This window comes from Vulcaniibacterium tengchongense (genome assembly GCF_003814555.1).
Lineage (GTDB): Bacteria > Pseudomonadota > Gammaproteobacteria > Xanthomonadales > Xanthomonadaceae > Vulcaniibacterium > Vulcaniibacterium tengchongense.
Window position 1 is genome coordinate 531,857 of record NZ_RKQN01000003.1, and the last position, 22,709, is coordinate 554,565.

At 72.8% G+C, this 22,709-nt stretch carries 16 protein-coding genes and 1 pseudogene; 6 read left to right on the plus strand and 11 right to left on the minus strand.

Annotation, left to right across the window (positions count from 1 at the left end; genetic code table 11):
* Positions 1–93 precede the first annotated feature (93 nt).
* From EDC50_RS12915 to EDC50_RS12925, 3 genes are read right to left on the minus strand one after another with little or no spacing between them, the layout of a single operon-like run.
* Entirely contained in the window at positions 94–2,901 is a 2,808-nt protein-coding gene (locus EDC50_RS12915; protein ID WP_123770883.1) for an AAA family ATPase, read from the minus strand.
* Positions 2,894–3,640, minus strand: a complete 747-nt coding sequence (locus EDC50_RS12920) for a hypothetical protein (RefSeq protein ID WP_123770884.1) — start codon at positions 3,638–3,640, stop codon at positions 2,894–2,896. Before EDC50_RS12920 ends, EDC50_RS12915 begins: the two co-directional genes overlap by 8 nt.
* Positions 3,637–5,166: a hypothetical protein gene (locus EDC50_RS12925; RefSeq protein WP_123770885.1), complete on the minus strand. Its 1,530-nt coding sequence runs from the start codon at positions 5,164–5,166 to the stop codon at positions 3,637–3,639. The genes EDC50_RS12920 and EDC50_RS12925 overlap by 4 nt, the downstream gene beginning before the upstream one ends.
* 616 nt (positions 5,167–5,782) lie before the next feature.
* On the opposite strand from EDC50_RS12925, the gene EDC50_RS12930 reads away from it, so the two are divergent.
* The 3 genes from EDC50_RS12930 (at position 5,783) to EDC50_RS12940 (ending at position 9,416) form a co-directional block, all read left to right on the plus strand.
* Positions 5,783–7,831 carry an NADPH-dependent 2,4-dienoyl-CoA reductase gene (locus tag EDC50_RS12930; RefSeq protein WP_123770886.1) on the plus strand — a complete coding sequence of 683 codons (2,049 nt, stop codon included), beginning with the start codon at positions 5,783–5,785 and terminating at the stop codon, positions 7,829–7,831.
* Between the two features lie 422 nt (positions 7,832–8,253).
* Positions 8,254–8,712 (plus strand): cell wall hydrolase, encoded by a 459-nt coding sequence (locus tag EDC50_RS12935; protein WP_123770887.1) that lies wholly within the window; start codon positions 8,254–8,256, stop codon positions 8,710–8,712.
* Positions 8,713–8,804: 92 nt separating this feature from the next.
* Positions 8,805–9,416 carry a glutathione S-transferase N-terminal domain-containing protein gene (locus EDC50_RS12940; protein ID WP_123770888.1) on the plus strand — a complete coding sequence of 204 codons (612 nt, stop codon included), beginning with the start codon at positions 8,805–8,807 and terminating at the stop codon, positions 9,414–9,416.
* 193 nt (positions 9,417–9,609) lie between these two features.
* Here EDC50_RS12940 and EDC50_RS16435 read toward each other — a convergent pair whose 3' ends face one another.
* The 5 genes from EDC50_RS16435 to EDC50_RS12965 all read right to left on the minus strand — a co-directional run bounded on the left by EDC50_RS16435 (position 9,610) and on the right by EDC50_RS12965 (position 16,084).
* Positions 9,610–10,083 (minus strand): hypothetical protein, encoded by a 474-nt coding sequence (locus EDC50_RS16435; RefSeq protein ID WP_158635664.1) that lies wholly within the window; start codon positions 10,081–10,083, stop codon positions 9,610–9,612.
* 294 nt (positions 10,084–10,377) lie between these two features.
* Positions 10,378–11,526, minus strand: coding sequence for a bifunctional 2-methylcitrate synthase/citrate synthase (gene prpC / locus EDC50_RS12950; protein WP_123770889.1), 1,149 nt, complete (start codon positions 11,524–11,526; stop codon positions 10,378–10,380).
* A 130-nt stretch (positions 11,527–11,656) separates the two neighbouring features.
* Positions 11,657–12,544 carry a methylisocitrate lyase gene (gene prpB / locus EDC50_RS12955; protein ID WP_123770890.1) on the minus strand — a complete coding sequence of 296 codons (888 nt, stop codon included), beginning with the start codon at positions 12,542–12,544 and terminating at the stop codon, positions 11,657–11,659.
* A gap of 234 nt (positions 12,545–12,778) precedes the next feature.
* A complete protein-coding gene (gene prpE / locus EDC50_RS12960; RefSeq protein WP_123770891.1) occupies positions 12,779–14,674 on the minus strand; it encodes a propionate--CoA ligase in 1,896 nt (631 codons plus the stop codon).
* Positions 14,675–14,842: 168 nt separating this feature from the next.
* Entirely contained in the window at positions 14,843–16,084 is a 1,242-nt protein-coding gene (locus tag EDC50_RS12965) for an MFS transporter (protein WP_342352325.1), read from the minus strand.
* Positions 16,085–16,173: 89 nt separating this feature from the next.
* On the opposite strand from EDC50_RS12965, the gene EDC50_RS12970 reads away from it, so the two are divergent.
* Positions 16,174–16,602, plus strand: coding sequence for a winged helix-turn-helix transcriptional regulator (locus tag EDC50_RS12970; RefSeq protein WP_199742100.1), 429 nt, complete (start codon positions 16,174–16,176; stop codon positions 16,600–16,602).
* 207 nt (positions 16,603–16,809) lie between these two features.
* Here EDC50_RS12970 and EDC50_RS12975 read toward each other — a convergent pair whose 3' ends face one another.
* The 3 genes from EDC50_RS12975 to EDC50_RS12985 all read right to left on the minus strand — a co-directional run bounded on the left by EDC50_RS12975 (position 16,810) and on the right by EDC50_RS12985 (position 19,828).
* Positions 16,810–17,796, minus strand: coding sequence for a malate dehydrogenase (locus tag EDC50_RS12975; protein ID WP_123770893.1), 987 nt, complete (start codon positions 17,794–17,796; stop codon positions 16,810–16,812).
* A 104-nt stretch (positions 17,797–17,900) separates the two neighbouring features.
* Positions 17,901–19,106 (minus strand): aminotransferase class I/II-fold pyridoxal phosphate-dependent enzyme, encoded by a 1,206-nt coding sequence (locus EDC50_RS12980; RefSeq protein ID WP_123770894.1) that lies wholly within the window; start codon positions 19,104–19,106, stop codon positions 17,901–17,903.
* Between the two features lie 215 nt (positions 19,107–19,321).
* Positions 19,322–19,828 (minus strand): peptidylprolyl isomerase, encoded by a 507-nt coding sequence (locus EDC50_RS12985; protein ID WP_123770895.1) that lies wholly within the window; start codon positions 19,826–19,828, stop codon positions 19,322–19,324.
* A 206-nt stretch (positions 19,829–20,034) separates the two neighbouring features.
* On the opposite strand from EDC50_RS12985, the gene typA reads away from it, so the two are divergent.
* Both typA and EDC50_RS16695 read left to right on the plus strand, forming a co-directional pair.
* Positions 20,035–21,885, plus strand: a complete 1,851-nt coding sequence (gene typA, locus EDC50_RS12990; RefSeq protein ID WP_123770896.1) for a translational GTPase TypA — start codon at positions 20,035–20,037, stop codon at positions 21,883–21,885.
* Positions 21,886–21,923: 38 nt separating this feature from the next.
* Positions 21,924–22,391: pseudogene (locus EDC50_RS16695) on the plus strand (DUF2127 domain-containing protein); the annotation flags it as partial.
* Positions 22,392–22,709 lie beyond the last annotated feature (318 nt).

Genomic DNA, 22,709 nt, shown 5'->3' on the forward strand with positions numbered 1-22,709 from the left:
CCTTCGTTCCCGCTCCCGCAAGCGGCGCCGGCCGGCGTGGCCGGGCGACCGACCCGCGTGCGCCGGACGCCCGCGCCGGCCGCATCGCCGCGATCACGCCGCCTCCGCCTCCCCGCGCCGGTCGCGCTTGAGCACCGCGACCGGCTCGGCCCAGGCGCTGCCGCCGCGGCGCTTGCTGGTCGCCAGCACCAGGTCGGAGGGCTCGAACACGTTGAGGTTGTGGGTGATCGGCGTGGTCAGGATGTACTGCGCGTCGGTGGCGCGCAGGAAGCGGCCGACCTTCTCGATGTTGAACACGTCCAGGTGCGCGAACGGCTCGTCGATGAACACGAAGCCGCCGGGCTGGTCCTCGTCGCGCAGCAGCGCCACCAGCAGCAGCAGCGACTTCATCACCTGCTGGCCGCCGGAGGCCTCGCCGTCGTCCAGGCCGATCCAGCCCTTGCGGTCGAAGTCAAAGCGCACGGTCAGCCCGGCCTGGGCCAGGGCGACGTCGTCGTTGGCCAGCTCCGGCAGTTCGGCGTCGACGCCGATGCCGGCCAGCTCGCCGAGCGCGGCCAGATTCTTCCTGTAGCGGCGCACGGTCGCGCGCAGCACGTTGAGGTAGGCGCCGCGCGCCTCCTCGGTGATGCGCTTGGCCCGTTCCAGGTGCGCCTCGCGCCGGCGCAGCGTGGCCTCCAGCTCGGCGTGGTCGGCGGCGATCTTGTCGCGCAGCGGCACGCAGGCCTCGTCCTCGACGAAGCCGCCGCGGGCGAGCTTGTCGTCGATGCCCTGCAGCTCGTGCTTGACCACCACCACGCTGGGATAGTCGCGGCGGATCGCGTGCAGGGTGGCGGCGTCGCGCCAGGCCGGCGGCATCTGCGCGCGCTTCCTGCGGTAGTCGAGGATGCGCTGCGCCAGCGCGGCGCGCTCGGCGGCGATCTGCTGGCGCTGCTCGCCCAGTTCGCGCTCCAGCGCGCGGATCTCGGCCTGGCGTTCGGCGGCGGCGATGCCCTCGGCCTTGTCGCGCTCGCCGATCCGCTCGACCTCGGCGCGCGCCTGCGCCAGCGCGGCGGCGGCCTGGGCGGCGGCCTCGGCCAGCTCCGGCAGGCGCACGGCGGCGTCGGCGAACTCGGCCGCGCGGGTGACCAGCTCCTGCGCGGCGTCGAGGCCGAGCAGCCGCGACTGGTCGGCGTCGACCTGCTGCCGCAGCCGCTGCAGTTCGGCCTCGCGCGCGCGGGCGCGTTCGGCCAGCCGGCTCTGCTCGGCGCGCAGCTCGGCCAGGCGGGCCTGCCGCGCACCGGCGCCGAAATGCTGCTGCGCGCCGCCGATGTGGCGGCCGCCGCGATGCTCGCGCAGGTAACCCTTGGCGGTGATCCAGTCCTGGCCCTTGGGCAGGCGGCTGCCGGCCTCGATGTCGGCGACGCGCTGGATGCGGTCGAGCTGGCGCGGCAACCAGGCCGGCGGGTCGGCGGAGAAGCGCACGACTTCCAGCAGCGAGCCGCGCGTCGCCCGCTCCACCGGCGCGCGCTCGGCGACGACGAAGTGGCGGTACTGCATCGACTCGCCCAGTTGCCAGGCGGTGCGCGCGTGCTTCGGGTTCTCCAGCACGATCAGGTGCCGGTACGGCGCCAGCACCGCCTCGACCGCGACGGCCCACTGCGGGTCGGCGATCTCGACCAGTTCGGTCAGCACGCGGTGGACGATGCCCTCGCGCTCCAGCGCGGCGCGGAAGTCGCGCTCGAACGGCTCGACGATGCGCCCGCCGCCGCTGAGCGCGGCCAGTTGCGCGGCGATCTCCTCGCCGCGGCGGCGGTCGTGCTCGGCCTCCAGCTTCAGCTCGGCTTGGCGGCGGCGGCCCTGCTCGACCGCGCGACTAAGCGCGTCCAGGTCGGCGGCGCCGCGCTCGGCCTGCAACCGCGCGAGGCCGTCGCGGCGCTCGACCAGGCGCTCGGCGTCGCGGGCCAGGTCGCGCGCCTGGGTGAAGGCCTCCTCGCTCTCGCGCGCCCGCGCCCGCGCCGCGTCCAGCTCCTGGCGCAGCGCCTCGCGCAGCGCCGCCGCGCCGACGTCGGCGGCCTGCAGCGCGGTTAGCTGGCGCTCGCGTTCGCGCTGGGCGCGGCGCAGGCCGGTCAGGCGCGGGCGCGCGCCCTCGATCGCCGCGCGCTGCTCCGCCAGCTCCACCTTGGGCAGGATCTCCGCCTGCAGGCGCTGGCGCTGGTTGCGCAAGGCCATGCCTTCCTCGTACGAGCGCACGTCCATCTTCGCGCTCTCCAGGCGCACGTGCAGCGCGTCCAGGTCCAGGCGCAGCTGGCCGATTTCCTTCTCGACGTCGAACTGCTCGCTGCGCGCGCGCTGGTAGTCGTCCAGCACCGCCTTGTCCTCGAACACGTCGAACACCAGTTGCAGCAGTTCGCGCGGCGAGAGCTGGCAGAGCTTGTCGGTGGCGCCCTGCTCCAGCGTGAGCACGCGGCAGATCGCGCGGGTCAGGCCGGCGCCGGCCAGGCGCACGCGGTAGTCGCGCACGCCGAGCCATTCGCCGCCCTGCTCCAGCGCCTCCACCGGCACGTCGCCGGCGACGATCTGGTAGTCGCGCGACCAGTCGCCGCCGCGCTTGCGGATGCGGCAGGCGAGCGTCACCGCCTCGTCCTTGATCGGGAAGAACGGCCGCCCGCCGCGGCGGTCGGGACGGTTGCTCACCACCGCGCGCAGCCAGGCGTAGCCCTTGCCATTGTGGCGCAGGTAGGTCTTGTAGTCGCGCGCGGTGTCGCGGTCCTCGATCGCCAGCAGCGTGCGCAGGGCGTCGAGCAGGGTGGTCTTGCCGGAGCCGTTCGGGCCGACCACGGTGATGACCGAGGCGTCCAGCGGCAGCTGGAAGCGCTGCCAGTAGTCCCAGTGCACGACCTCGAGGCTGCGGAACTCAAACATCGGCCGGCATCTCCTCGCTGGGGTGTGGGTCCGTGGCGTCGCCGGCCTCGTCGCGCCCGCCGTCGAGCGCCGCGAGGTCTGCGTCCGCGTCCGCCTCGGCCTTGGCCGCGCGCGCCTGCGCGACCACGAACGACAGCGCGCCGTCCATCACCCGGCTGGCGATGCGCTCGTAGTCGAACGCCAGGTCGAGCAGCGGCCCTTCGTGGATGCGCTCCTTGCGGCGGACGATGAAGCCGTGGCGCTGCAGCAGGCCGAGGTTGAGGTTGATGCGGAACTTGCCGCCGAGCTTGTCGCCGTAGTCGGCCAGCAGGGTGCGCTCGTTGACCGGCTCCACCACTTCGGCGCCGACCGGCACCGGCTTGAGCTCGGCGAACATCTGCTCCTGGTCCTGCGCGCGTTCCGCCTCCTGGCGGGCGATCTGGCGCTGGCGCTTGGGCAGCACCAGCAGCGCCCACAGCACCACCAGCAGCGCCAGCGCGTCGCGGTCCAGCTGCAGGTTGCTGGCGGCCCAGGCGCGCGCGCTGCCGAACACGTCGTGCTCCTGCGCGCGGGCCACGCCCACGGCGACGTGCGCGGCGTAGGGATGCTCGAGCAGGCGCAGGCCGGCGGCGGCGAGCCGGCGGTCGAGGTCGTCGCGCAACTCGGCGTCGACCAGGACTTGCCGCACCGCGGCGTCCTCGCGCGGCAGCCAGCGCTCGGCCAGCAGGCGCGCGATCAGGGTGGCGATGGGATCGGTCATGCGTTTTCCGCGGGTTCCTCGGTTGCGGACGCTGGCGCGGGCCGCGTCCGTTTCTGGCGCTTCCGCCTTTCTTGCCCGTCGCCCCCGCGAAGGCGGGCCTCCGGTGCCTTCGCCGGCTTTCCTCGCGACGGAGACGTTTTCGGTCCGCCGGGTTCCCGCGTTCGCGGGAGCGGTGGCACCGGGACCGCCGCGCTGCCGGCGGCCGCCGCCGCGTGGGGCGCGTCCCCGGCCTCCACACCGGCGTCGGCCTCGGACGCGGCGCCGTCACTCGGCGCCAGCCACCCGCGGCTCATGTAGGCCACGCCGCAGCGCTGCACCGGCTCGAACTCGGGCGCCACGCGCCACCGCAACGGCAGGTGCGCGATCGCGGCGCTGACGCCGCTGCGGTTCTCCGCGCCGGGATCGCCGATCAGGCCCAGCAGCGACAGCCGGTAGGCGCTGACCGCAAAGCCGTCCTGCGGCACCCAGTCGGCCAGCGGCGCGGCGGTCTCGAGCGCGGCCAGCTGCGCCAGCCACTGCTCGGCGTGACGATAGTCCTGCTCGGCGATCGGCGCCGCCGCGGCCGCGCCCGCCGCCTGCGGCGGCGGCAGCGACTGGTCCTCCTGCGCCTCCCGCTCGCGCTCGAGCAGTTCGTACTCGGCCACGTCCAGCGCGATCGGCGCCAGCGCGAACGCCGGCTGCAGCGTGCGCGCCAGGGCGTCGTCGGCGAGCGCGGCCAGCGCGTCGGCGCCCAGATCGCGCAGGTAGCGGTTGACGTCGGACGAGGACAGGCCGCTGGCGCCCAGGTGCACGCGGTGGCGGTCGAGCTGGTTCAGCGCGCGCTGGAACACCGAGGCCTGGCGCAGCAGCGCGCTCTGCGCGCGGCCGATCTGCTGGGCGACGCGGTGGGTGGCGGCGTCGAGCTCGGCGTCGCCGGCGATCGCCTGCACGATCGCGGTGCCCTTCTCGACCCAGCGCCAGACCGACTGCAGCGTCGTCGCGGCGCGCTGGATCCGATGCTCGGAACCGCTGAGCACGGCCTGGTCGAAATCCTCGCGCAGTTCGTTCAGGCGCGACAGCAGGTGCTGCAGGTCGGAGGCGCCGACGCGGCCGGCGGCCTGGCCCGCGGCGAGCTGCGCGGTGACGTAGGCCAGCTCGTCGCCCTCGCGATTGAACTGCAGCAGCAGGCCGATCGCCGCCAGCGCCTGGCGGCCGACCGGGCTGATGCGGTAGCGCTGGCTGGCGCCGTCCCACAGCAGCAGGCCGTTCTCGCGCAGGCGGCCGAGCACGGTGTCGAACTTGACCGCGTCCAGGTAGGCGAAGTGCTCGCGCAACTCCTGCGGGCTCCAGTCCGGCGCCTGGCCGCGCTCGCCGATCGCGCGCAGCACCAGCAGCCGCACCAGCACGCTTTCCTCGCCGCCGTGGAACAGGGTCGAGAAGGCGCGCAGCAGCTCGCGCGCGGACAGCAGCGGGTGCAGGTCGGGCAGGTCGGCGGCGAGGATGCCCTCGCGCAGGTAGTCCTGCAGGGAAAGGGACGCGTCGTCCATGCAGCGGCGGCAACTTCGGGCCGGCCATGTTGGGCGAGGGACCGGCGGGTGGCAACTCTTGATCTTTCGCCGCCGCGCGTACGCAGGCGGCGGAGAGGCGCCGCTCCGCGAGGCGGGAAATCGGCGCTGGCGGCTTCCGAGGCCGGCCGGACCCGGCCGCCGGAACGGTGGGGCGCGGGCCGGTCTGCCCAGGCCGTTTGCGGGCAGGGCGGCGTTTCGGTCCCGCCCGGCCGGTTCGCGGTCGCGCGCGGGGCCGCAGGACGGCGGAAGCGGTCGCGCGGAACGGACGCCGGCCTTGCCGCCACCGGATCGGAGCAAGCCCAGTCCCGGTGTTCCCCCGCCGGATGTCCGCGCCCGGCCGGCCCCGCGGGTCGCGCGGTCCCGTCGCCAAGGCGCCGACGGCGTGCGCAGCGACGTCAGCAAGCGCGTGGCCGGGGCCGCGTGCACGGCGATCAGCCAGGACCGTGGCCGCCGCGCCCCGCACCGAAGCCGGAACCGGCCGCGCCCGCAGCCAAGGCGATCCGGTTCGACGTGCGGCCGCCAGCGGCGTCCTCCGCGCTTGATGCGCGCGCGCTTTCCCGGCATCGTGCCCGCTTCCGTACGCCAGCGTATTCCGATGACGGCTGCCGATTCCGCTTCCGCCCCGCCTCCGCTCTACCCGCACCTGTTCGCGCCGCTCGACCTGGGCTTCTGCACCCTGCCCAACCGGGTACTGATGGGCTCGATGCACACCGGCCTGGAGGACAAGGCGGCGGATTTCCCCAAGCTGGCCGCCTACTTCGCCGAGCGCGCCGCCGGCGGCGTCGGGCTGATGGTCACCGGCGGCTTCTCGCCGAACCTGGCCGGCTGGCTCAAGCCGCTCGGCGGCACCCTGCGCTGGCGCTGGCAGGTCGGCCGCCACCGCCAGGTGACGCGCGCGGTGCATGCCCACGGCGCGCGCATCTGCCTGCAGATCCTCCACGCCGGCCGCTACGGCTACCACCCGCTGCAGGTGGCGCCGAGCCGGATCCAGGCGCCGATCAACCCGTTCACCCCGCGGGCGCTGTCCGCCGCCGGCGTCGAGCGGCAGATCCGCGCCTTCGTCCGTACCGCCCGGCTGGCGCGCGAGGCCGGCTACGACGGCGTCGAGGTGATGGGTTCGGAGGGCTACCTGCTCAACCAGTTCACCGCCCCGCGCACCAACCGGCGCGAGGACGCCTGGGGCGGCGACCCGGCGCGGCGGATGCGCTTCGCGGTGGAGATCGTGCGCCGCATCCGCGAGGCCTGCGGGCCGGACTTCATCCTCATTTACCGGCTGTCGCTGCTGGACCTGGTCGAGGACGGCCTGGCCTGGGACGAGGTGGTGCAACAGGCGCGCGCGGTCGAGGCCGCGGGCGCGACGATCATCAACACCGGCATCGGCTGGCACGAGGCGCGCATCCCGACCATCGCCACCCCGGTGCCGCGCGCGGCCTTCGCCGGCATCACCGCGCGGCTGAAGCCGCACGTGGCACTGCCGCTGGTGGCGACCAACCGCATCAACATGCCCGAGGTCGCCGAACGGGTGCTGGCCGCGGGCGCCGCCGACCTGGTGTCGATGGCGCGCCCGCTGCTGGCCGATCCGCACTGGGTGGCCAAGGCACGGGCGCGCCGCGCCGACGAGATCAACACCTGCATCGCCTGCAACCAGGCCTGCCTGGACCACGTGTTCGAGAACAAGACCGCCAGCTGCCTGGTCAACCCGCGCGCCTGCGCCGAGACCGAACTGGTCTACGCGCCGGCCGCCGCGCCCAGGCGCATCGCCGTGGTCGGCGCCGGCCCGGCGGGGCTGGCCTGCGCCACCGTCGCGGCCGAACGCGGCCACCGGGTGGTGCTGTTCGAGGCGGCGGACGAGATCGGCGGCCAGTTCAACCTGGCCAAGCGCATCCCCGGCAAGGAGGAGTTCCACGAGACCCTGCGCTACTTCCGCCGCCGGATCGAACGGACCGGCGTCGAGCTGCGCCTGGGCACGCGCGCCGACGCGGACGCGCTGGCCGGCTTCGATGCGGTGGTGCTGGCCACCGGCATCGCGCCGCGACGGGTCGCCTTCCCCGGCGCCGACCATCCGAAGGTGGTCGGCTACCTCGACGTGTTGCGCGGGCGCGTGGTGCCGGGGCGTCGGGTCGCGATTATCGGTGCCGGCGGCATCGGCTTCGACGTCGCCGAATTCCTGGTCCACGAAGGCCCGTCGCCGAGCCTGGACCCGGCGCGCTGGCGCGCCGAGTGGGGCGTGGACCTGGACTACGCCGGCAACCGCGGCGGACTGCTGCCGCCGCGCCCGGAGCCGCCGGCGCGCGAGATCTGGCTGCTGCAGCGCAGCCCCGGCAAGCCAGGCGCGCGGCTGGGCAAGACCACCGGCTGGATCCATCGTGCCACGCTCAAGGCCAAGGGCGTGCGGATGCTGGGCGGGGTCGAGTACCTGGGCGTGGACGACGACGGCCTGCGCATCCGCGTCGACGGCGCCGAGCAGCGGCTGCCGGTGGACCACGTGGTGGTCTGCGCCGGCCAGGAACCGTACCGCCCGCTGGCCGACGCCCTGGCCGGCCGCGGCCCGGCCGTGCACGTGATCGGCGGCGCGGATGTGGCCGCCGAACTGGACGCCAAGCGCGCGATCGCCCAAGGCAGCCGCCTCGCCGCGACCCTGTAGCCGCGGCGGCATGGCGGGTGCGGCCGGGTTCCTGGGCGCCGACGGCGACGCTGGGCTGCGCCCCCCGTCGCCCGCCCGGGCGGGCCTCCGTCGCGCTGCGGCCGGCCGGGCGGCCGGGAGATCCCCTTGCCGAACAAAGGGTTGCGATCGCAAGAGCGGGCTGCCAGCCCGATCCGGACCGCCTGCGTCAAGCCCCCCGCATTCACGCCGGATTTATCTCCGCGCCGCTACCGTGCGCGCACTTTCTGGCCACCCCCTTGGTGGCGACCCTCGCCGCCCGCGCCGTCCGCGCGGTCTTGGCGCCGGGGCAAAAGCGCGCCGCAGAGCCGCTGCCCTCCCCAGTACGCCATGCCGGTCCTCCCGCTTCGTTCCCGGTCCGGGACGACGCCCCGACCGGCGCAACGGAGCAAGGAGTCCCAACAATGAAACTGGCTTGGATCCTGTGGCTGGCGTCGGTCCTGCCGCCGCAAACCGCCGATTCGCTGTGCCTGAGCACCACCGTGTACCTCGAGGCCCGCAACCAGTCCGTGCGCGGCCAGCAGGCGGTCGCCGAGGTCGCCCTCCGCCGCCGCGACAGCGGCCTGTGGGGCGACAGCGTCTGCGACGTGGTCACCGCCCGCAAGCAGTTCGCGCCGACCCTGGTGCCGCCCTCGACCCGGCTGAGCAACACCGAGGCCTGGGCCGAGGCCGTGACCATCGCCCTGGCGGCCGAGCGCAACTGGGCCCTGCCCCCGGGCAAGCGCCAGGAGATCGTCCCCGGCGCCAGCCACTTCGCCGCGCATGCGATCGCCAGCCCCTCCTGGCGCACCGCCTACCAGGTGGCCACCATCGGCGACCACACCTTCTATAAGGTGCAGTCGCTCAAGCCACGGCGCAGCTGAGCCGCCGGCGCGACGCGGCGTTCCGGCCGCGCGCTTGAGTCCCGCGCCGCAGCCGGCGATAGTCGCCGGCCCGTCCACGCATCGGATTGCGCATGAAGCTCTACACCAAGCCGGGCGCCTGCTCGACCGCCGACCACATCGCCCTGCGCTGGACCGGCCAGCCGTTCGAGTTCGAGGTGATGACCCGCGAGGCGATGCGCTCGGCGGAGTACCTGGCGATCAATCCGACCGGCGCGGTGCCGACGCTGGTGGACGGCGACTTCGTGCTGACCCAGAACGCGGCAATCCTGGGCTACATCGCCGACGCGTGCCCCGGGGCGGGCCTGGCCGGCGACGGCAGCGCGCGCCAGCGCGCCGAGGCCAACCGCTGGCTGGCCTTCGTCAATTCCGACCTGCACCCGGCGTTCAAGCCGATGTTCAACCCGGCCGCCTACATCGAGGACCCGGGCCAGTACGAGGCGGTCAAGCAGGCCGCGCGCAAGCGCGTGCGGGCGCTGCTGGAGATCGCCGACCGCCGCCTCGCCGACCGCCCTTGGCTGGCCGGCTTCCGCAGTTACGCCGATCCCTACCTCTACATCACCCTGCGCTGGGCCGAAGGCCTGCACCTGGACCTGGGCGGCCTGGACCACCTGGCGGCGTTCAAGCGGCGCATGGAAACCGACCCCGGCGTGCAGGCGGCGCTGGCCGCCGAAGGGCTGGGGTAGCGCCGGCCCGCCGCCGCGGGCCTTCGTTTGGCCGCGATGCGCGGCTGCGCCGGCAGGACCCAAGGGCTCAAGGGCGCCGCCGGCGGCGACGCGCCGGACGGTGTCCTTCGCCGGGCCTGCGACGGCCGGCACGGGCTCTCTCGCCCGCCGTAGCGGCAGCCGTTCCGGCTCGCACGATCCGCGAGCCGCCGCTTCACGCCGGCGCCGCGGTCCGCAAGCCCTGCTCCACGGTCTCGGCCAGCGCCGGCCCGTTCGCCTTCGCCAGCGCGGCCAGCAGTTCCGGCACCAGCGCGCGCAGCTCCGCGGCGTCGGTGCAGCGCTCGATCTTGAGCTGGAGGAAGTAGCCGCGCAGGCCCAGGTGCTCGCGCACCGCGGCGGACATGCGCGCGTACAGCACGGCGTAGGCACCGGCATCCGCCAAGGGAACGGGTTGCGCCGGCGCCGGCGCCGCGGCCGGCGCGAGTTCGATCAGGCCCATCGCCTGCAGTTGTTCCAGGGCATCGGCCGGCCCGTGCAGGCCGGCGAGGGTGTGCCGCAGCTGGCCGGCGCTGTGCTGGCCGTCCACCATCAGCAGGATCGAACGCAGCACCGGCGGCAGCTTGCGCGCGCGACGCTGGATCTCGTCGCGGCCGGCCGCGGTCTTGTTCGGCACTTCGTCGTCGCGCATGGCTTCCCCCCGGACCATCGGAACGCGCTGCTGCGCCGACTATGCCACGGCCGCGACGCGGTGGGGACCGCGCCGGGCCCCGAAGCGGAGCGCCGGCGACGGGCGGCATGCCCGCGCCGCCGCTTGCGGCCGCGGGCGCCCGCTCCGGCGGCAGCCGCGCTCCCCGCTTGCGGGAGCGGGGCCGGGGCGAGGGGACGCGGGCCGCCGGCGGGCCCTCGCCTCGGCCCCGGCGAGCCAGGGCGACGCGCCGGGCGGCGACCGCCGGAGCCGGCGCGTGCCCGGCGCCGCGATCGCTCAGCCGCGCTTTTCGATCGGCACGTACTCGCGGTCCTCGGGACCGATGTAGTTCGCGCTCGGGCGGATGATCTTGCCGTCCTCGCGCTGCTCGATCACGTGCGCGCTCCAGCCGGTGGTGCGGGCGATCACGAACAGCGGGGTGAACATCGGCGTCGGGATGCCCATCATGTGGTAGGCGCTGGCGCTGTACCAGTCGAGGTTCGGGAACATCTTCTTCATGTCCCACATCAGCGTCTCGATGCGCTCGGACACCTCGAACAGGGTGCGGTTGCCGCCGTCCTCGCACAGCTTGCGGCTGACCTCCTTGATGATCGGGTTGCGCGGGTCGCCGACCGTGTAGACCGGGTGGCCGAAGCCGATCACGATCTCCTTGCGCTCCACGCGCGCGCGGATGTCGGCCTCGGCCTCGTCGGCGCTGCGGTAGCGGGCGATGATGTCCATCGCCACCTCGTTGGCGCCGCCGTGCTTGGGCCCGCGCAGCGCGCCGATCGCGCCGGTGATGCATGAATGCAGGTCGCTGCCGGTGCCGGCGATCACCCGCGCGGTGAAGGTCGAGGCGTTGAACTCGTGCTCGGCGTAGAGGATCAGCGACTTGTCGAGCGAGTCGGCATGAAGCTGCGACGGCGGCCCGCCGTGCAGCAGGTGCAGGAAGTGCGCGGCGACCGAGTCGTCGTCGGTCTCTACGTCGATGCGGCGGCCGTTGCGGGTGAAGTGCCACCAGTACAGCAGCATCGAGCCGAGGCTGGCGATCAGCTTGTCGGCGATGTCGCGCGCCTCGGCGGCGGGATGGCCCTCGCGCTCGGGCAGCACGGTGCCCAGCACCGAGCATCCGGTGCGCAGCACGTCCATCGGATGCGCGTTGGCCGGCACCAGCTCCAGCGCCTCCTGCACGATCGCCGGCAGCCCGCGCAGGCGCTTCAGCTTGGCCTTGTACGCGGCGAGCTGCGAGCGGTTCGGCAGCACGCCGTGCACCAGCAGGTGCGCGACCTCCTCGAAGGTCGACCGGGTGGCCAGGTCCTTGATGTCGTAGCCGCGGTAGTGCAGATCGTTGCCGCTGCGGCCGACCGTGCACAGCGCGGTGTTGCCGGCGGCGGTGCCGCTCAGCGCGACGGACTTCTTGGCCTTGGGCAGGACTTGTTCGCTCATCTTCGGAAACTCCTCGACACTCGGATACTGCGGCTTCGGATCGGCGGGCGGCGGCGCTGCCGCTGCCCCCGGGTCATGCTCCGGGCTTCGCTCCGCCTTCGCGGCGGCGGCCGCGGCCGGAGGGACGGCCTCAGCCGCCCTTCTTGAACAGCGCGTCCAGCTTCTGCTCGAACGCGTGGTAGCCGATGCGCTCGTACAGCTCCTCGCGGGTCTGCATCGTGTCGACCACGTTCTGCTGGTGGCCGTCGCGGCGGATCGCGGCATAGACGTTCTCGGCGGCCTTGTTCATCGCGCGGAACGCCGACAGCGGGAACAGCTGGATCGCCACGCCCGCCGAGGCCAGCTCGTCGCGGGTGAACAGCGGCGTCTTGCCGAACTCGGTGATGTTGGCCAGCACCGGCGCCTTCACCGCCTCGACGAAACGCCGGTAGGTGTCGAGGTCGTAGGCGGCCTCGGCGAAGATGCCGTCGGCGCCGGCCTCCACGCAGGCGATCGCGCGTTCGATCGCGGCGTCCACGCCGTCCACGGCGATCGCGTCGGTGCGGGCGATCAGGAAGAAGTCCGGATCGGTCCTGGCGTCGGCGGCGGCCTTGACCCGGTCGACCATCTCGCCCTGCGGCACGATCTCCTTGCCGGGGCGATGGCCGCAGCGCTTGGCGCCGACCTGGTCCTCGATGTGGCAGGCGGCGGCGCCGGCCTTGATCAGCGACTTCACCGTGCGCTCGATGTTGAACGCGCTCGGGCCGAAGCCGGTGTCGATGTCGACCAGCAGCGGCAGGTCGCAGACGTCGGTGATGCGGCGCACGTCGATCAACACGTCCTCCAGGCCGGTGATGCCGAGGTCCGGCAATCCGAGCGAACCGGCGGCGACGCCGCCACCGGAGAGATAGATCGCGCGGTAGCCGGCGCGCTTGGCGAGCAGCGCATGGTTGGCGTTGATGGTTCCGACGACTTGCAGCGGCTTCTCGGCCGCGAGGGCGGCGCGGAAGCGCGCGCCGGCGGAGCTGGAGGAAGTCATGGCGTCTCCTGGGTGAGCGGGCATTTTAGCCGACGCGCCCGGGCCAGCCGCGCGGACCGGGGTGCCTGCATTGCGCGGGGATGCGGCGGCCGCACGGATGCGGGCGCGCGCCGGGCCCGGCCGCTGCCGTCCGTCGCGGCACGGATCGCCGCGCTCACATCCTCGGAGCGCGCGCGGCGCGCGGCGGCGACGCCCCGCCATGCCGACGCCGCGCCGGAGGCGCGCGGCGGCGCCTCAGCCGGCGTCGGCGCCGCGCTCCAGCGCGCGCCGCACCTCCTCCAGCGCGTTCGGATCGTCCAGCGTCGACAGGTCGCCGGGGTCGCGCTGCTCGGCCAATGCCTGCAGCGACCGCCGCAGCAGCTTGCCCGAGCGCGTCTTCGGCAGCGCGTTGACCAGGTACACCCGCGCCGGCCGCGCGACCGCGCCAAGCCGCTCGGCCACGCAATCGCGCACGTCGGCGGCGGCCTGCGCCGGCGTGCGCCCGCGGCCCTCGGGCTTGAGCGTGGCGAACACCACCGGCACCTGCCCCTTCAGCTCGTCGCGCACGCCGATCACCGCCGCCTCGGCCACGCTCGGGTGGCTGGCGCAGGCTTCCTCGATCTCGCGCGTGCCGAGCCGGTGCCCGGCCACGTTGATCACGTCGTCGGTGCGGCCGAGGATGAAGGTGTAGCCGTCCTCGTCGCGGATCGCCCAGTCCAGCGTGCTGTACAGCAGCTCCTTGAAGTGGCGGAAGTAGCTCGACAGGAAGCGGGCGTCGTCGTTCCACACCGTGCTCAGGCAACCGGGCGGCAGCGGCGGCTCGATCACCAGCACGCCCTTCTCGCCGGGCGCGACGTCCGCGCCGCTGGCGTCGTCGATCACGCGCAGCTTGTAGCCGGGGGTGGGCAGGCCGGGCGAGCCGAACTTCACCGGCTTCAGGTCGAGCCCCGGCATCAGCGACAGCACCGGCCAGCCGGTCTCGGTCTGCCAGTAGTTGTCGACGATGGTCTTGCCGAGGCCTTCGGTGATCCAGTGCGCAGTCGGCTCGTCCAGCGGCTCGCCGGCGAGGAACAGCCAGCGCAGCGCCGACAGGTCGTACTTCTTCAGCCACGCCGGGTCCTGCTTCTTCAGCACCCGGACCGCGGTGGGCGAGGAGAACATCGTGCGCACGCCGTAGCGCTCGCAGATGCGCCACCACACGCCGGGATCGGGATGGACCGGCAGTCCCTCGTACAGCACCGAGGTCGCGCCGGCGATCAGCGGGCCGTACACGTTGTAGCTGTGGCCCACCGCCCAGCCCACGTCCGAGGTCGAGAACATCACCTGCCCGGCGCGCACGTCGTAGATCGACCACATCGACAGCGCCAGCGCGACCGCGTAGCCGCCGACGTCGCGCTGCACGCCCTTGGGCTTGCCGGTGGTGCCGGAGGTGTAGAGCAGGTAGCTGGGCTCGTTCGATTCCAGCCACTCGACCTCGACCTGCGCGCCCTCGTGGCGCGCGCGCAGCGCGGCGTAGTCGAGATCGCGGCCGTCGACGCGCGCGTGGCCGGGGTCCAGGCCGCGGTCGACCACCAGCACGTGCGGCGGCGGGAAGCGCGCCTCGGCGCAGGCGGCGTCGACCAGCGGCTTGTACGGGATCACCTTGCCGCCGCGCATGCCGGCGTCGGCGCAGATCAGCAGCTTCGGCCGCGCGTCGTCGATGCGCAGCGCCAGGTTGTGCGCGGCGAAGCCGCCGAACACCACCGAATGCACCGCGCCGATGCGGGCGCAGGCCAGCATCGCGAACACCGCCTCGGCCATGTTCGGCATGTAGACCACCACCCGGTCGCCGCGGCCGACGCCGAGCGACTTCAGCACCGCGGCGAAGGCGTTCACCTCGCGGTGCAGCTCGCGGTAGCTGATCTCGCGGTTGACTCCGGTCTCGGTGGAGATCGCCACCAGCGCCAGTTGGTCACCGCGTGCCTCCAGATGACGGTCGACCGCGTTGTGGCACAGGTTGGTTTCGCCGCCGGCGAACCACTTGCGGAACGGCGGCTCGGAATAGTCGAGGATCCGCTGCGGCGGCATGCGCCAGTGGATCGCCTGCGCCTGCTCGGCCCAGAACGCCTCCGGCTGCTCGATCGAACGGCGGTAGAACTCCTCGTAGCGCATGGCGGCCTCCGTCTTCGCCAGCAGGCTAGACCAGCGCCGTGCGCATGGCGTTACGACCATCGTCTAGCGCCGCGATGGCGCGGCGCACAACCGCGGCGTCCGCAGGTGCTCGGCCCCAGGCCGCGGCCGCCGGAGCGGACGCGCCCGGCGATCCGCGATCCGCAGCGCCTATCCCCGGGTCGCCCGCCAGAACGCCAGCGCCAGCAGGCTGACCCCGGCCCCGAGCAGGCACACGCCGCGCCAGCCGGCCTGGGCGTAGGTCGCGGTGGCGGCGATCGCCCCCGCCCCGCTGCCGACCGCATAGAACAGCATGTACAGGCCCACCAGTCGGCCATGCGCCTCCGCCCGGGTGCGGAAGATCAGGCTCTGGTTGGTCACGTGCAAGGCCTGGCCACCCAAGTCCAGCAGCACGATGCCGATCACCAGGGCGACGAGCGACCGCTCCATCAGCGACAGCGGCCACCAGGCCAGCAGCAGCAGCGCCAGCGCGGCTGCGCTGGTGCGCTGGCCATGGCCGCGGTCCACCCACCGCCCTGCCCGCACCGCGGCCAATGCGCCGGCCGCCCCCACCAGCCCGAGGGCGCCGATCGCGGTATGCGAGTAGCCATGCGGCGGCGCGCTCAACGGCAGCACGAGGGCGCTCCAGAAGATGTTGAATGCCGCGAACATCAGCAGCGCCAGCAGGCCGCGGACTTGCAGCACCCGCTCCCGACGCAGCAGCGCCGCCATCGAAGCGATCAGGCGCGGGTAGCTCGTCGCGCCCGGCGCGGCCGTGATCGTCGGCAACTGTCGCCATAGCGGCAACGCCAGCGCCAGCATCAACCCGGCGGCGCACAGGTATACGCTGCGCCAGCCCGCCAGATCGCTGACCGCGCCGGCGAACACCCGCGCCAGCAGCAAGCCGACGAACACGCCCCCCTGCGCCGCACCGACCACCCGGCCCTGCTCGTGGGCCGCCGCCGCGCTGGCCGCATAGGCGATCAGCCCCTGCGTCATCGCGGTGCCCAGCAAGCCGACGCCGAGCATGCTCGCCAGCAGCGCCGGCGCCGAACGCGCCATGGCCACGGCCACCAGTGCCACCACCAGCGCGAGCAACTGCGCGGCCATCAGGCGACGGCGGTCCATCCGATCACCCAGCGGCACCAGCAGCAGCAAGGCCAGCGCACAGCCGACCTGGGTGGCCGACACCACCCCGCCGACGGTGCCGTGGCCGATGCCGAAGTCCTGCGCCAGCACATCCAGCAACGGCTGCGCGTAGTACACGTTCGCCACGCTCGAACCGCTAGCTACGGCGAACAGCAGCACCAGGCCGCGCCGCATGCCCGCGGGCCGCACGGTCGCGGCGCCGGTGGACGATGCCGCGGCCGGGTCGACGGATGCCTCCATCAGCGCCCACCATTCCAGTTTCAAAACAAAACCAATATGGACGATAGGCGAGGAAGTTTTAAAATGCAACTTCATTCCCCGACCGTGAGCTGCCGATGCCACGCCGCAAGCCCCTGCACGCCGACTCCTGCCCCGTCGCGCGCTGCGTCGACGTGATCGGCGACCGTTGGTCACTGCTGATCGTGCGCGACGCGTTCGACGGCGTCGGCCGCTTTGGCGATTTCCAGCGCAGCCTCGGCGTGGCCCGCAACATCCTGGCCGACCGCCTGCGCAAGTTGGTGGACGCCGGCATCCTGCAACCGCGGCCGGCCTCGGACGGCACCGCCTACCAGGAGTACGTGTTGACTCCCCGGGGGGAAAGCCTGTTTCCGGTCGTGGTGGCGCTGCGGCAGTGGGGCGAACGGCACCTGTTCACGCGCGGCGAACGCCATTCGCAGTTGGTCGACCGGCGCACCGGCAGGCCGATCCCGTTGATGGCGCCGACCGCAAAGGACGGTTCGGCGCTGCCCCCGGCCGCGACCGAGGTGCGGAAGCGGCCCTGAACCCCGCCCGGGGCGCCTGCCTCGCGATCTCGGTCCCGCCCCGCATAGCGCCCGGCATCGCGCGCAGCCCGTTCCGGACTGCAGGGGCGCGGGGCACGCGCGGTCGCCTGCGGCAGCGCCCGCGACGGCACGCCGCGGCCCCGTGCCCCCCAAAAAAAAACGGGGCGGCCGCAGCCGCCCCTTGGTCCTGTCCGGCTACCGCTGCGGTCAGCCCAGCAGGTGCGCCACACCCGCGCGCTCTTCCTCGAGCTCGGCCAGGGTCTTGTCCATGCGCTCGCGCGAGAACGCGTCGATCTCCAGGCCCTGCACCCGGGTGTACTCGCCGTTCTCGCAGGTCACCGGCACGCCGTAGATGATGCCCTCCGGGATTCCGTAGCTGCCGTCCGACGGCACGCCCATGGTCACCCACTTGCCGTTGGTGCCCAGCACCCAGTCGCGGATGTGGTCGATCGCGGCGTTCGCGGCCGACGCGGCCGAGGACAGCCCGCGCGCCTCGATGATCGCGGCGCCGCGCTTGCCGACGGTCGGGATGAACACGTTCGCGTTCCATTCCGCGTCGTTGATCTTGTCCTTCAGCGACTCGCCGTTGACCGTGGCGAAGCGGTAGTCCGGGTACATGGTCGGGCTGTGGTTGCCCCACACCACCATCTTCTCGATGTCGCCCACGGCGACCCCGGCCTTGGCGGCGAGCTGGCTCAGCGCGCGGTTGTGGTCCAGGCGCAGCATCGCGGTGAAGTTCTTCGCCGGCAGGTCCGGCGCGGACTTCATCGCGATGTAGGCGTTGGTGTTGGCCGGGTTGCCGACCACCAGCACCTTGACGTCGCGCTTGGCCACCTTGTTCAACGCCGCGCCCTGGGCGGTGAAGATCTTGGCGTTCTCCAGCAGCAGGTCCTTGCGCTCCATGCCCGGGCCGCGCGGGCGGGCGCCGACCAGCAGGGCGATGTCGGCGTCCTTGAACGCCACTTCGGGGTCGTCGGTGCCGACCATGCCGGCCAGCAGCGGGAACGCGCAGTCCTCCAGCTCCATCATCACGCCCTTGAGCGCGGCCTGGGCCTTCTCCAGCGGCAGCTCGAGCATCTGCAGGACCACGGGCTGGTCCTTGCCGAGCATCTCGCCGGAGGCGATGCGGAACAGCAGCGAATAGCCGATCTGGCCGGCAGCGCCGGTGACGGCAACGCGGACGGGGGTCTTCATGGTGCAACTCCGGATTCGTGGTTCGTTGTTCGGATTTCGATGGCGGCAGCGCTACGGGGCGGTCCGGGTTCGCCTTCCGCGAATCCCGCACCTCGCGCCCCGAATCACTGCAACTCGGCGAAGAATTCCTGGAAACGCTGCAGGCCCGGCGCCAGCTGCTGCGTCGGGCAGGTGTAGCTGATGCGCAGCGCACGCGGCTCGCCGAAGGCCGAGCCCGGCACGCAGGCCACGCCCTTGGCTTCGAGCAGCGCGTTGCAGAAATCGACGTCGTTGCCGATGGCCAGCCCGGTCGGGCCGTGGGTCCTGCCGAAGGCGACGCTGATGTCCGGGAACACGTAGAACGCGCCCTGCGGACGCGGACAGACCACGCCCGGGATCTGCGCCAGCGCCGCCATCACCTGGTCGCGCTTGGCCTGGAACTCGGCGCATTTGGCGGTCGGCACGTCCTGCGGGCCGGTGAGCGCGGCGATCGCGGCGGCGGTGGCGATCTCCGGCACGTTGGTGATGTGGTTGGAGTTCATCGTCACGATCGCCTGCGCGACCGCTTCCGGGCCGGCCATGAAGCCCACGCGCCAGCCGGGCATGCCGTAGGTCTTCGACAGCGAGTCGATGAAGATCACCCGGTCGCGCAGTTCCGGGCGCGCGTGCACGAAGTTGTGATAGCCGACGCCGTCGAACACCATGCGGTTGTAGATGTCGTCGGTGATCACCCAGGTGTCCGGGTACTTGGCGATCACGTCGGCGAGCGCGGCGATCTCCTCCTTCGTGTAGACCATGCCGGTCGGGTTCGAAGGATTGTTGAACAGGAACACCTTGGGCTTCTTCGCCAGCGCCGCGTCGAGCTGGGCCGGGGTGAGCTTGTAGTCCTGCTCCGGCGGGCACGGCAGCAGCTCGATCTTGGCGTTGACGATCTCGGCGATGTCGAGATAGCTGGTCCAGTACGGGGTCGGGAAGGCGATGGCGTCGCCCTCGTCCAGCAGCGCCTCGGCCAGGTTGTAGATCACGTGCTTGGCGCCGACGCCGGTGGCGACGTTGACCCGGCCGTAGCCGGTCAGGCCGATCTTGCCCATGTGCTCGATGAACGCGTCGAGCAGCAGGTCCGCGCCGCGGTTGCTGCCGTACTGGCCGCTGTCTTTCGCCAGCGCGTCGCGCGCGGCGGCGTAGACGTGTTCGCCGGGCAGGAAGTTGGGAACGCCGATCGAGAAGCTGATGATGTCGCGGCCTTCGGCCTTCAGCCGCTTGGCCTTCTCGGCGACCTGCATGATCGCGCTCGGCTTGGCGCGACCGATGCGCCGGGCAAGCTGGGGCATCGCGGGGACCTCGTGGGAGTCGGTGTGGGGACGCTCCGCGGCAGGAATTTCGCCGCCTTCGAGCCTCGGAATGGTAACACGCGCGCCGCGCGCGGCCCGGCGGCGGATGCGGCGACGCCCGCTGCGGCGCGGCCGGAGCGGGCGTCGCAGGGCGCCTCGTCGCGCTGCCGGTGCCTTCCCGGTCCGGAAAGGCCCGGCGCGCCGCGGGCGGCCGCTTACGGCCGGGCGTTCTCGTCGAGGATCCGGTTCCACTCGGCAACGCGGTCGGCCTTGGCGGCGAGCACCGCGTCGGCGTCGCCCTCGATGCGGATCGATTCGATCACGTCGCCCTGCTTGACGCTGTCGACCACGTCCTGGCCCTCGACCACCTTGCCGAACACGGTGTGCTTGCCGTCCAGCCACGGGCAGGCGACGTGGGTGATGAAGAACTGGCTGCCGTTGGTGCCCGGGCCGGCGTTGGCCATCGACAGCACGCCGCGCTCGTGGGTGAGGCCGGTGCGCACCTCGTCCTCGAAGCGATAGCCGGGGCCGCCGGTGCCGGTGCCGCGCGGGCAGCCGCCCTGGATCATGAAGTCGGCGATCACCCGGTGGAAGCTCAGGCCGTCGTAGAAGCCGCGCCGGGCCAGGTTGACGAAGTTGGCCACGGTCAGCGGCGCCTTGTCGGCGGCGAGTTCGACGCGGATCGGGCCGCGCGAGGTGGCGAAGTGGGCGATCAGGGACATGGAGGCTCCGGAGGTGGGATCGACGCGCATTGTCGCCGATGCGGGCCGACGTCGGCTGAAGCGCCCCCGCGGCGCGGCGCGCGGGTGTCGCGCCGCCCGGTGAACGGGACGGGCGGAATCGCGGCGGGCAAGGCGTTTTGCCGCAATGGGCGGCTATAATAACCGGCTACCCCGACGACCTCTCGCCGCCCGCCGGCGTCGCTCCCATGTCCATCGAACGCCTGCGCAACATCGCCATCGTCGCCCACGTCGACCACGGCAAGACCACCCTCGTCGACCAGCTGCTCAAGCAGTCCGGCACGCTCAGCGAGCGCGCCGTCGTGCCCGAGCGGGTGATGGACAGCAACGACCTGGAGAAGGAACGCGGCATCACCATCCTCTCCAAGAACACCGCGATCCGCTGGACCCACCCGAACACGGGCGAGCAGTGGCGCATCAACATCGTCGACACCCCGGGCCACGCCGACTTCGGCGGCGAGGTCGAGCGCGTGCTGTCGATGGTCGACTCGGTGCTGATCCTGGTCGACGCGATGGACGGGCCGATGCCGCAGACCCGCTTCGTCACCCAGAAGGCGTTCGCGATGGGCTTCAAGCCGATCGTCGTGGTCAACAAGGTCGACCGCCCGGGCGCGCGCCCGAGCTGGGTGCTGGACCAGACCTTCGACCTGTTCGACCGCCTCGGCGCGACCGACGAGCAGCTCGACTTCCCGGTGGTCTACGCCTCCGGCCTGCAGGGCTACGCCGGCCTGACCGAGGACGTGCGCGGCGGCGACATGACCCCGCTGTTCGAGGCGATCTGCCAGCACGTGCCGGCGCCGCCGGTCGACCCGGACGGCCCGTTCCAGATGCGCGTGACCTCGCTGGACTACAACAACTACGTCGGCGTGATCGGCGTCGGCCGGATCCAGCGCGGCAAGGTCAGGACCAACCAGCCGGTCACCGTGATCTCCGCCGCCGACGGCAAGCCGCGCAACGCCAAGGTGCTGCAGGTGCTGGGCTTCATGGGCCTGGAGCGGATCGAGGTGCCCGAGGCGCAAGCCGGCGATATCATCGCGTTCTCCGGCATCGAGGGCATCGGCATCTCCGACACCCTCTGCGACCCGTCCGCGGTCGAGCAGTTGCCGGTGCTGACCGTCGACGAGCCGACCATCTCCATGACCTTCCAGGTCAACGACTCGCCGTTCGCCGGCCACAAGGACCGCAGCGGCGGCAAGTTCCTCACCTCGCGCCAGCTGCGCGACCGCCTGATGCGCGAGACCCAGCACAACGTCGCGCTGAAGGTCGAGGACACCGCCGACGCCGACAAGTTCAAGGTCTCCGGCCGCGGCGAGCTGCATCTGTCGATCCTGATCGAGAACATGCGCCGCGAAGGCTACGAACTGGCGGTGTCGCGCCCGGAGGTGATCGTGCGCGAGATCGACGGCGTGCTGCAGGAACCCTACGAGCAGCTGGTGGTCGACCTGGAGGAGCAGTACCAGGGCGGCGTGATGAGCCGGCTCGGCGAGCGCAAGGCGCTGCTGCAGAACATGGAGCCGGACGGCAAGGGCCGGGTGCGCATGGAGTTCATCATCCCGGCGCGCGGCCTGATCGGCTTCCAGACCGAGTTCCGCACCCTGACCGCGGGCACCGGCCTGCTGTTCCACGTCTTCGACCACTACGGGCCCAAGGCCGAGGGCGCGATCGGCCAGCGCCAGAACGGCGTGCTGATCTCCAACGACACCGGCACCTCGACCGCGTACGCGCAGTTCGCGATGCAGGAGCGCGGCCGCCTGCTGATCGAGCCGGGCGAGGAGATCTACGAGGGCCAGATCGTCGGCATCCACGCCAAGGACAACGACCTCACCGTCAACGCCCTGCGCGCCAAGCAGCTGACCAACTTCCGCGCCGCCGGCAAGGACGACGCGCTGGCGCTGACCCCGCCGATCAAGATGTCGCTGGAGCAGGCGCTGGAGTTCATCGACGACGACGAACTGGTCGAGGTCACGCCCAAGCAGATCCGCCTGCGCAACAAGCTGCGCAGCGAGACCGACCGCAAGCGCGCCTCGCGCGCGGCCTGAGGCTTGCGCGCCGCGGCGATCCGGCTTTTCATCGCCGGATGAGCCAGGCCGCCCACGACGCATCCAATCCGCAGGCCCGGCCGGGCCTGCGCGCCATCGCCCTGGTCGAGGCCGGCAAGGGCCTGCTGGCGCTGCTCGCGGTCGGCGGGCTGGAACTGCTCGGCCCGACCCCGCTGCAGCGCTGGCTGCACGCGCTGATCGCCCACTTCCATCTCGACCCGGACCGCGGCGCGCAGGCCTGGCTGGCCCAGGCGATCAATCCGGACGGCGTGCGCACCGCGGCCGCGCTGGGCCTCGGGTACGCCGCGCTGCGCCTGCTGGAAGCTTGGGGCCTGTGGCGGGCGAGGGCCTGGGCGTCCTGGCTGGGCTGCCTCGGCGCGGCGGCATACCTGCCGCTGGACGCGCTCGCGCTGGCCCGCCACCCCGGGGCGCTGTCGGCGGCGGTGCTCGCGCTCAACCTGCTGGTGGTCGCGGCGCTGGCCCGCGACCTGCTGCGCCGGCGGCGCCCCCCGCCACGGACCCGCGCCTGCCGTCGGCGTGACCCGCCCCGGGGCCGAACCCGGCCTCGGGCTTGGCCGCCGCAGTGCCGGCCGCCGATGCCGCGCCACCGGTATCGGGGCCGCGATGCTCGCGCCCGGCCCTTCGCGACCGGGGACATCGCCACGCGCCTTTCGCTCCTCTTGGCGGCGCTGCTCGCCGCGCTGCCCGGCTGCCGCGCGGCAGCCACCCACGGCCGCCCCGGACTTCGCCCATGCCGAGCTCGGCATCGCCGAACTGCAGGCGCGCATGGCCCGCAACGAGCTCAGTAGCCGGCGCTCACCCAG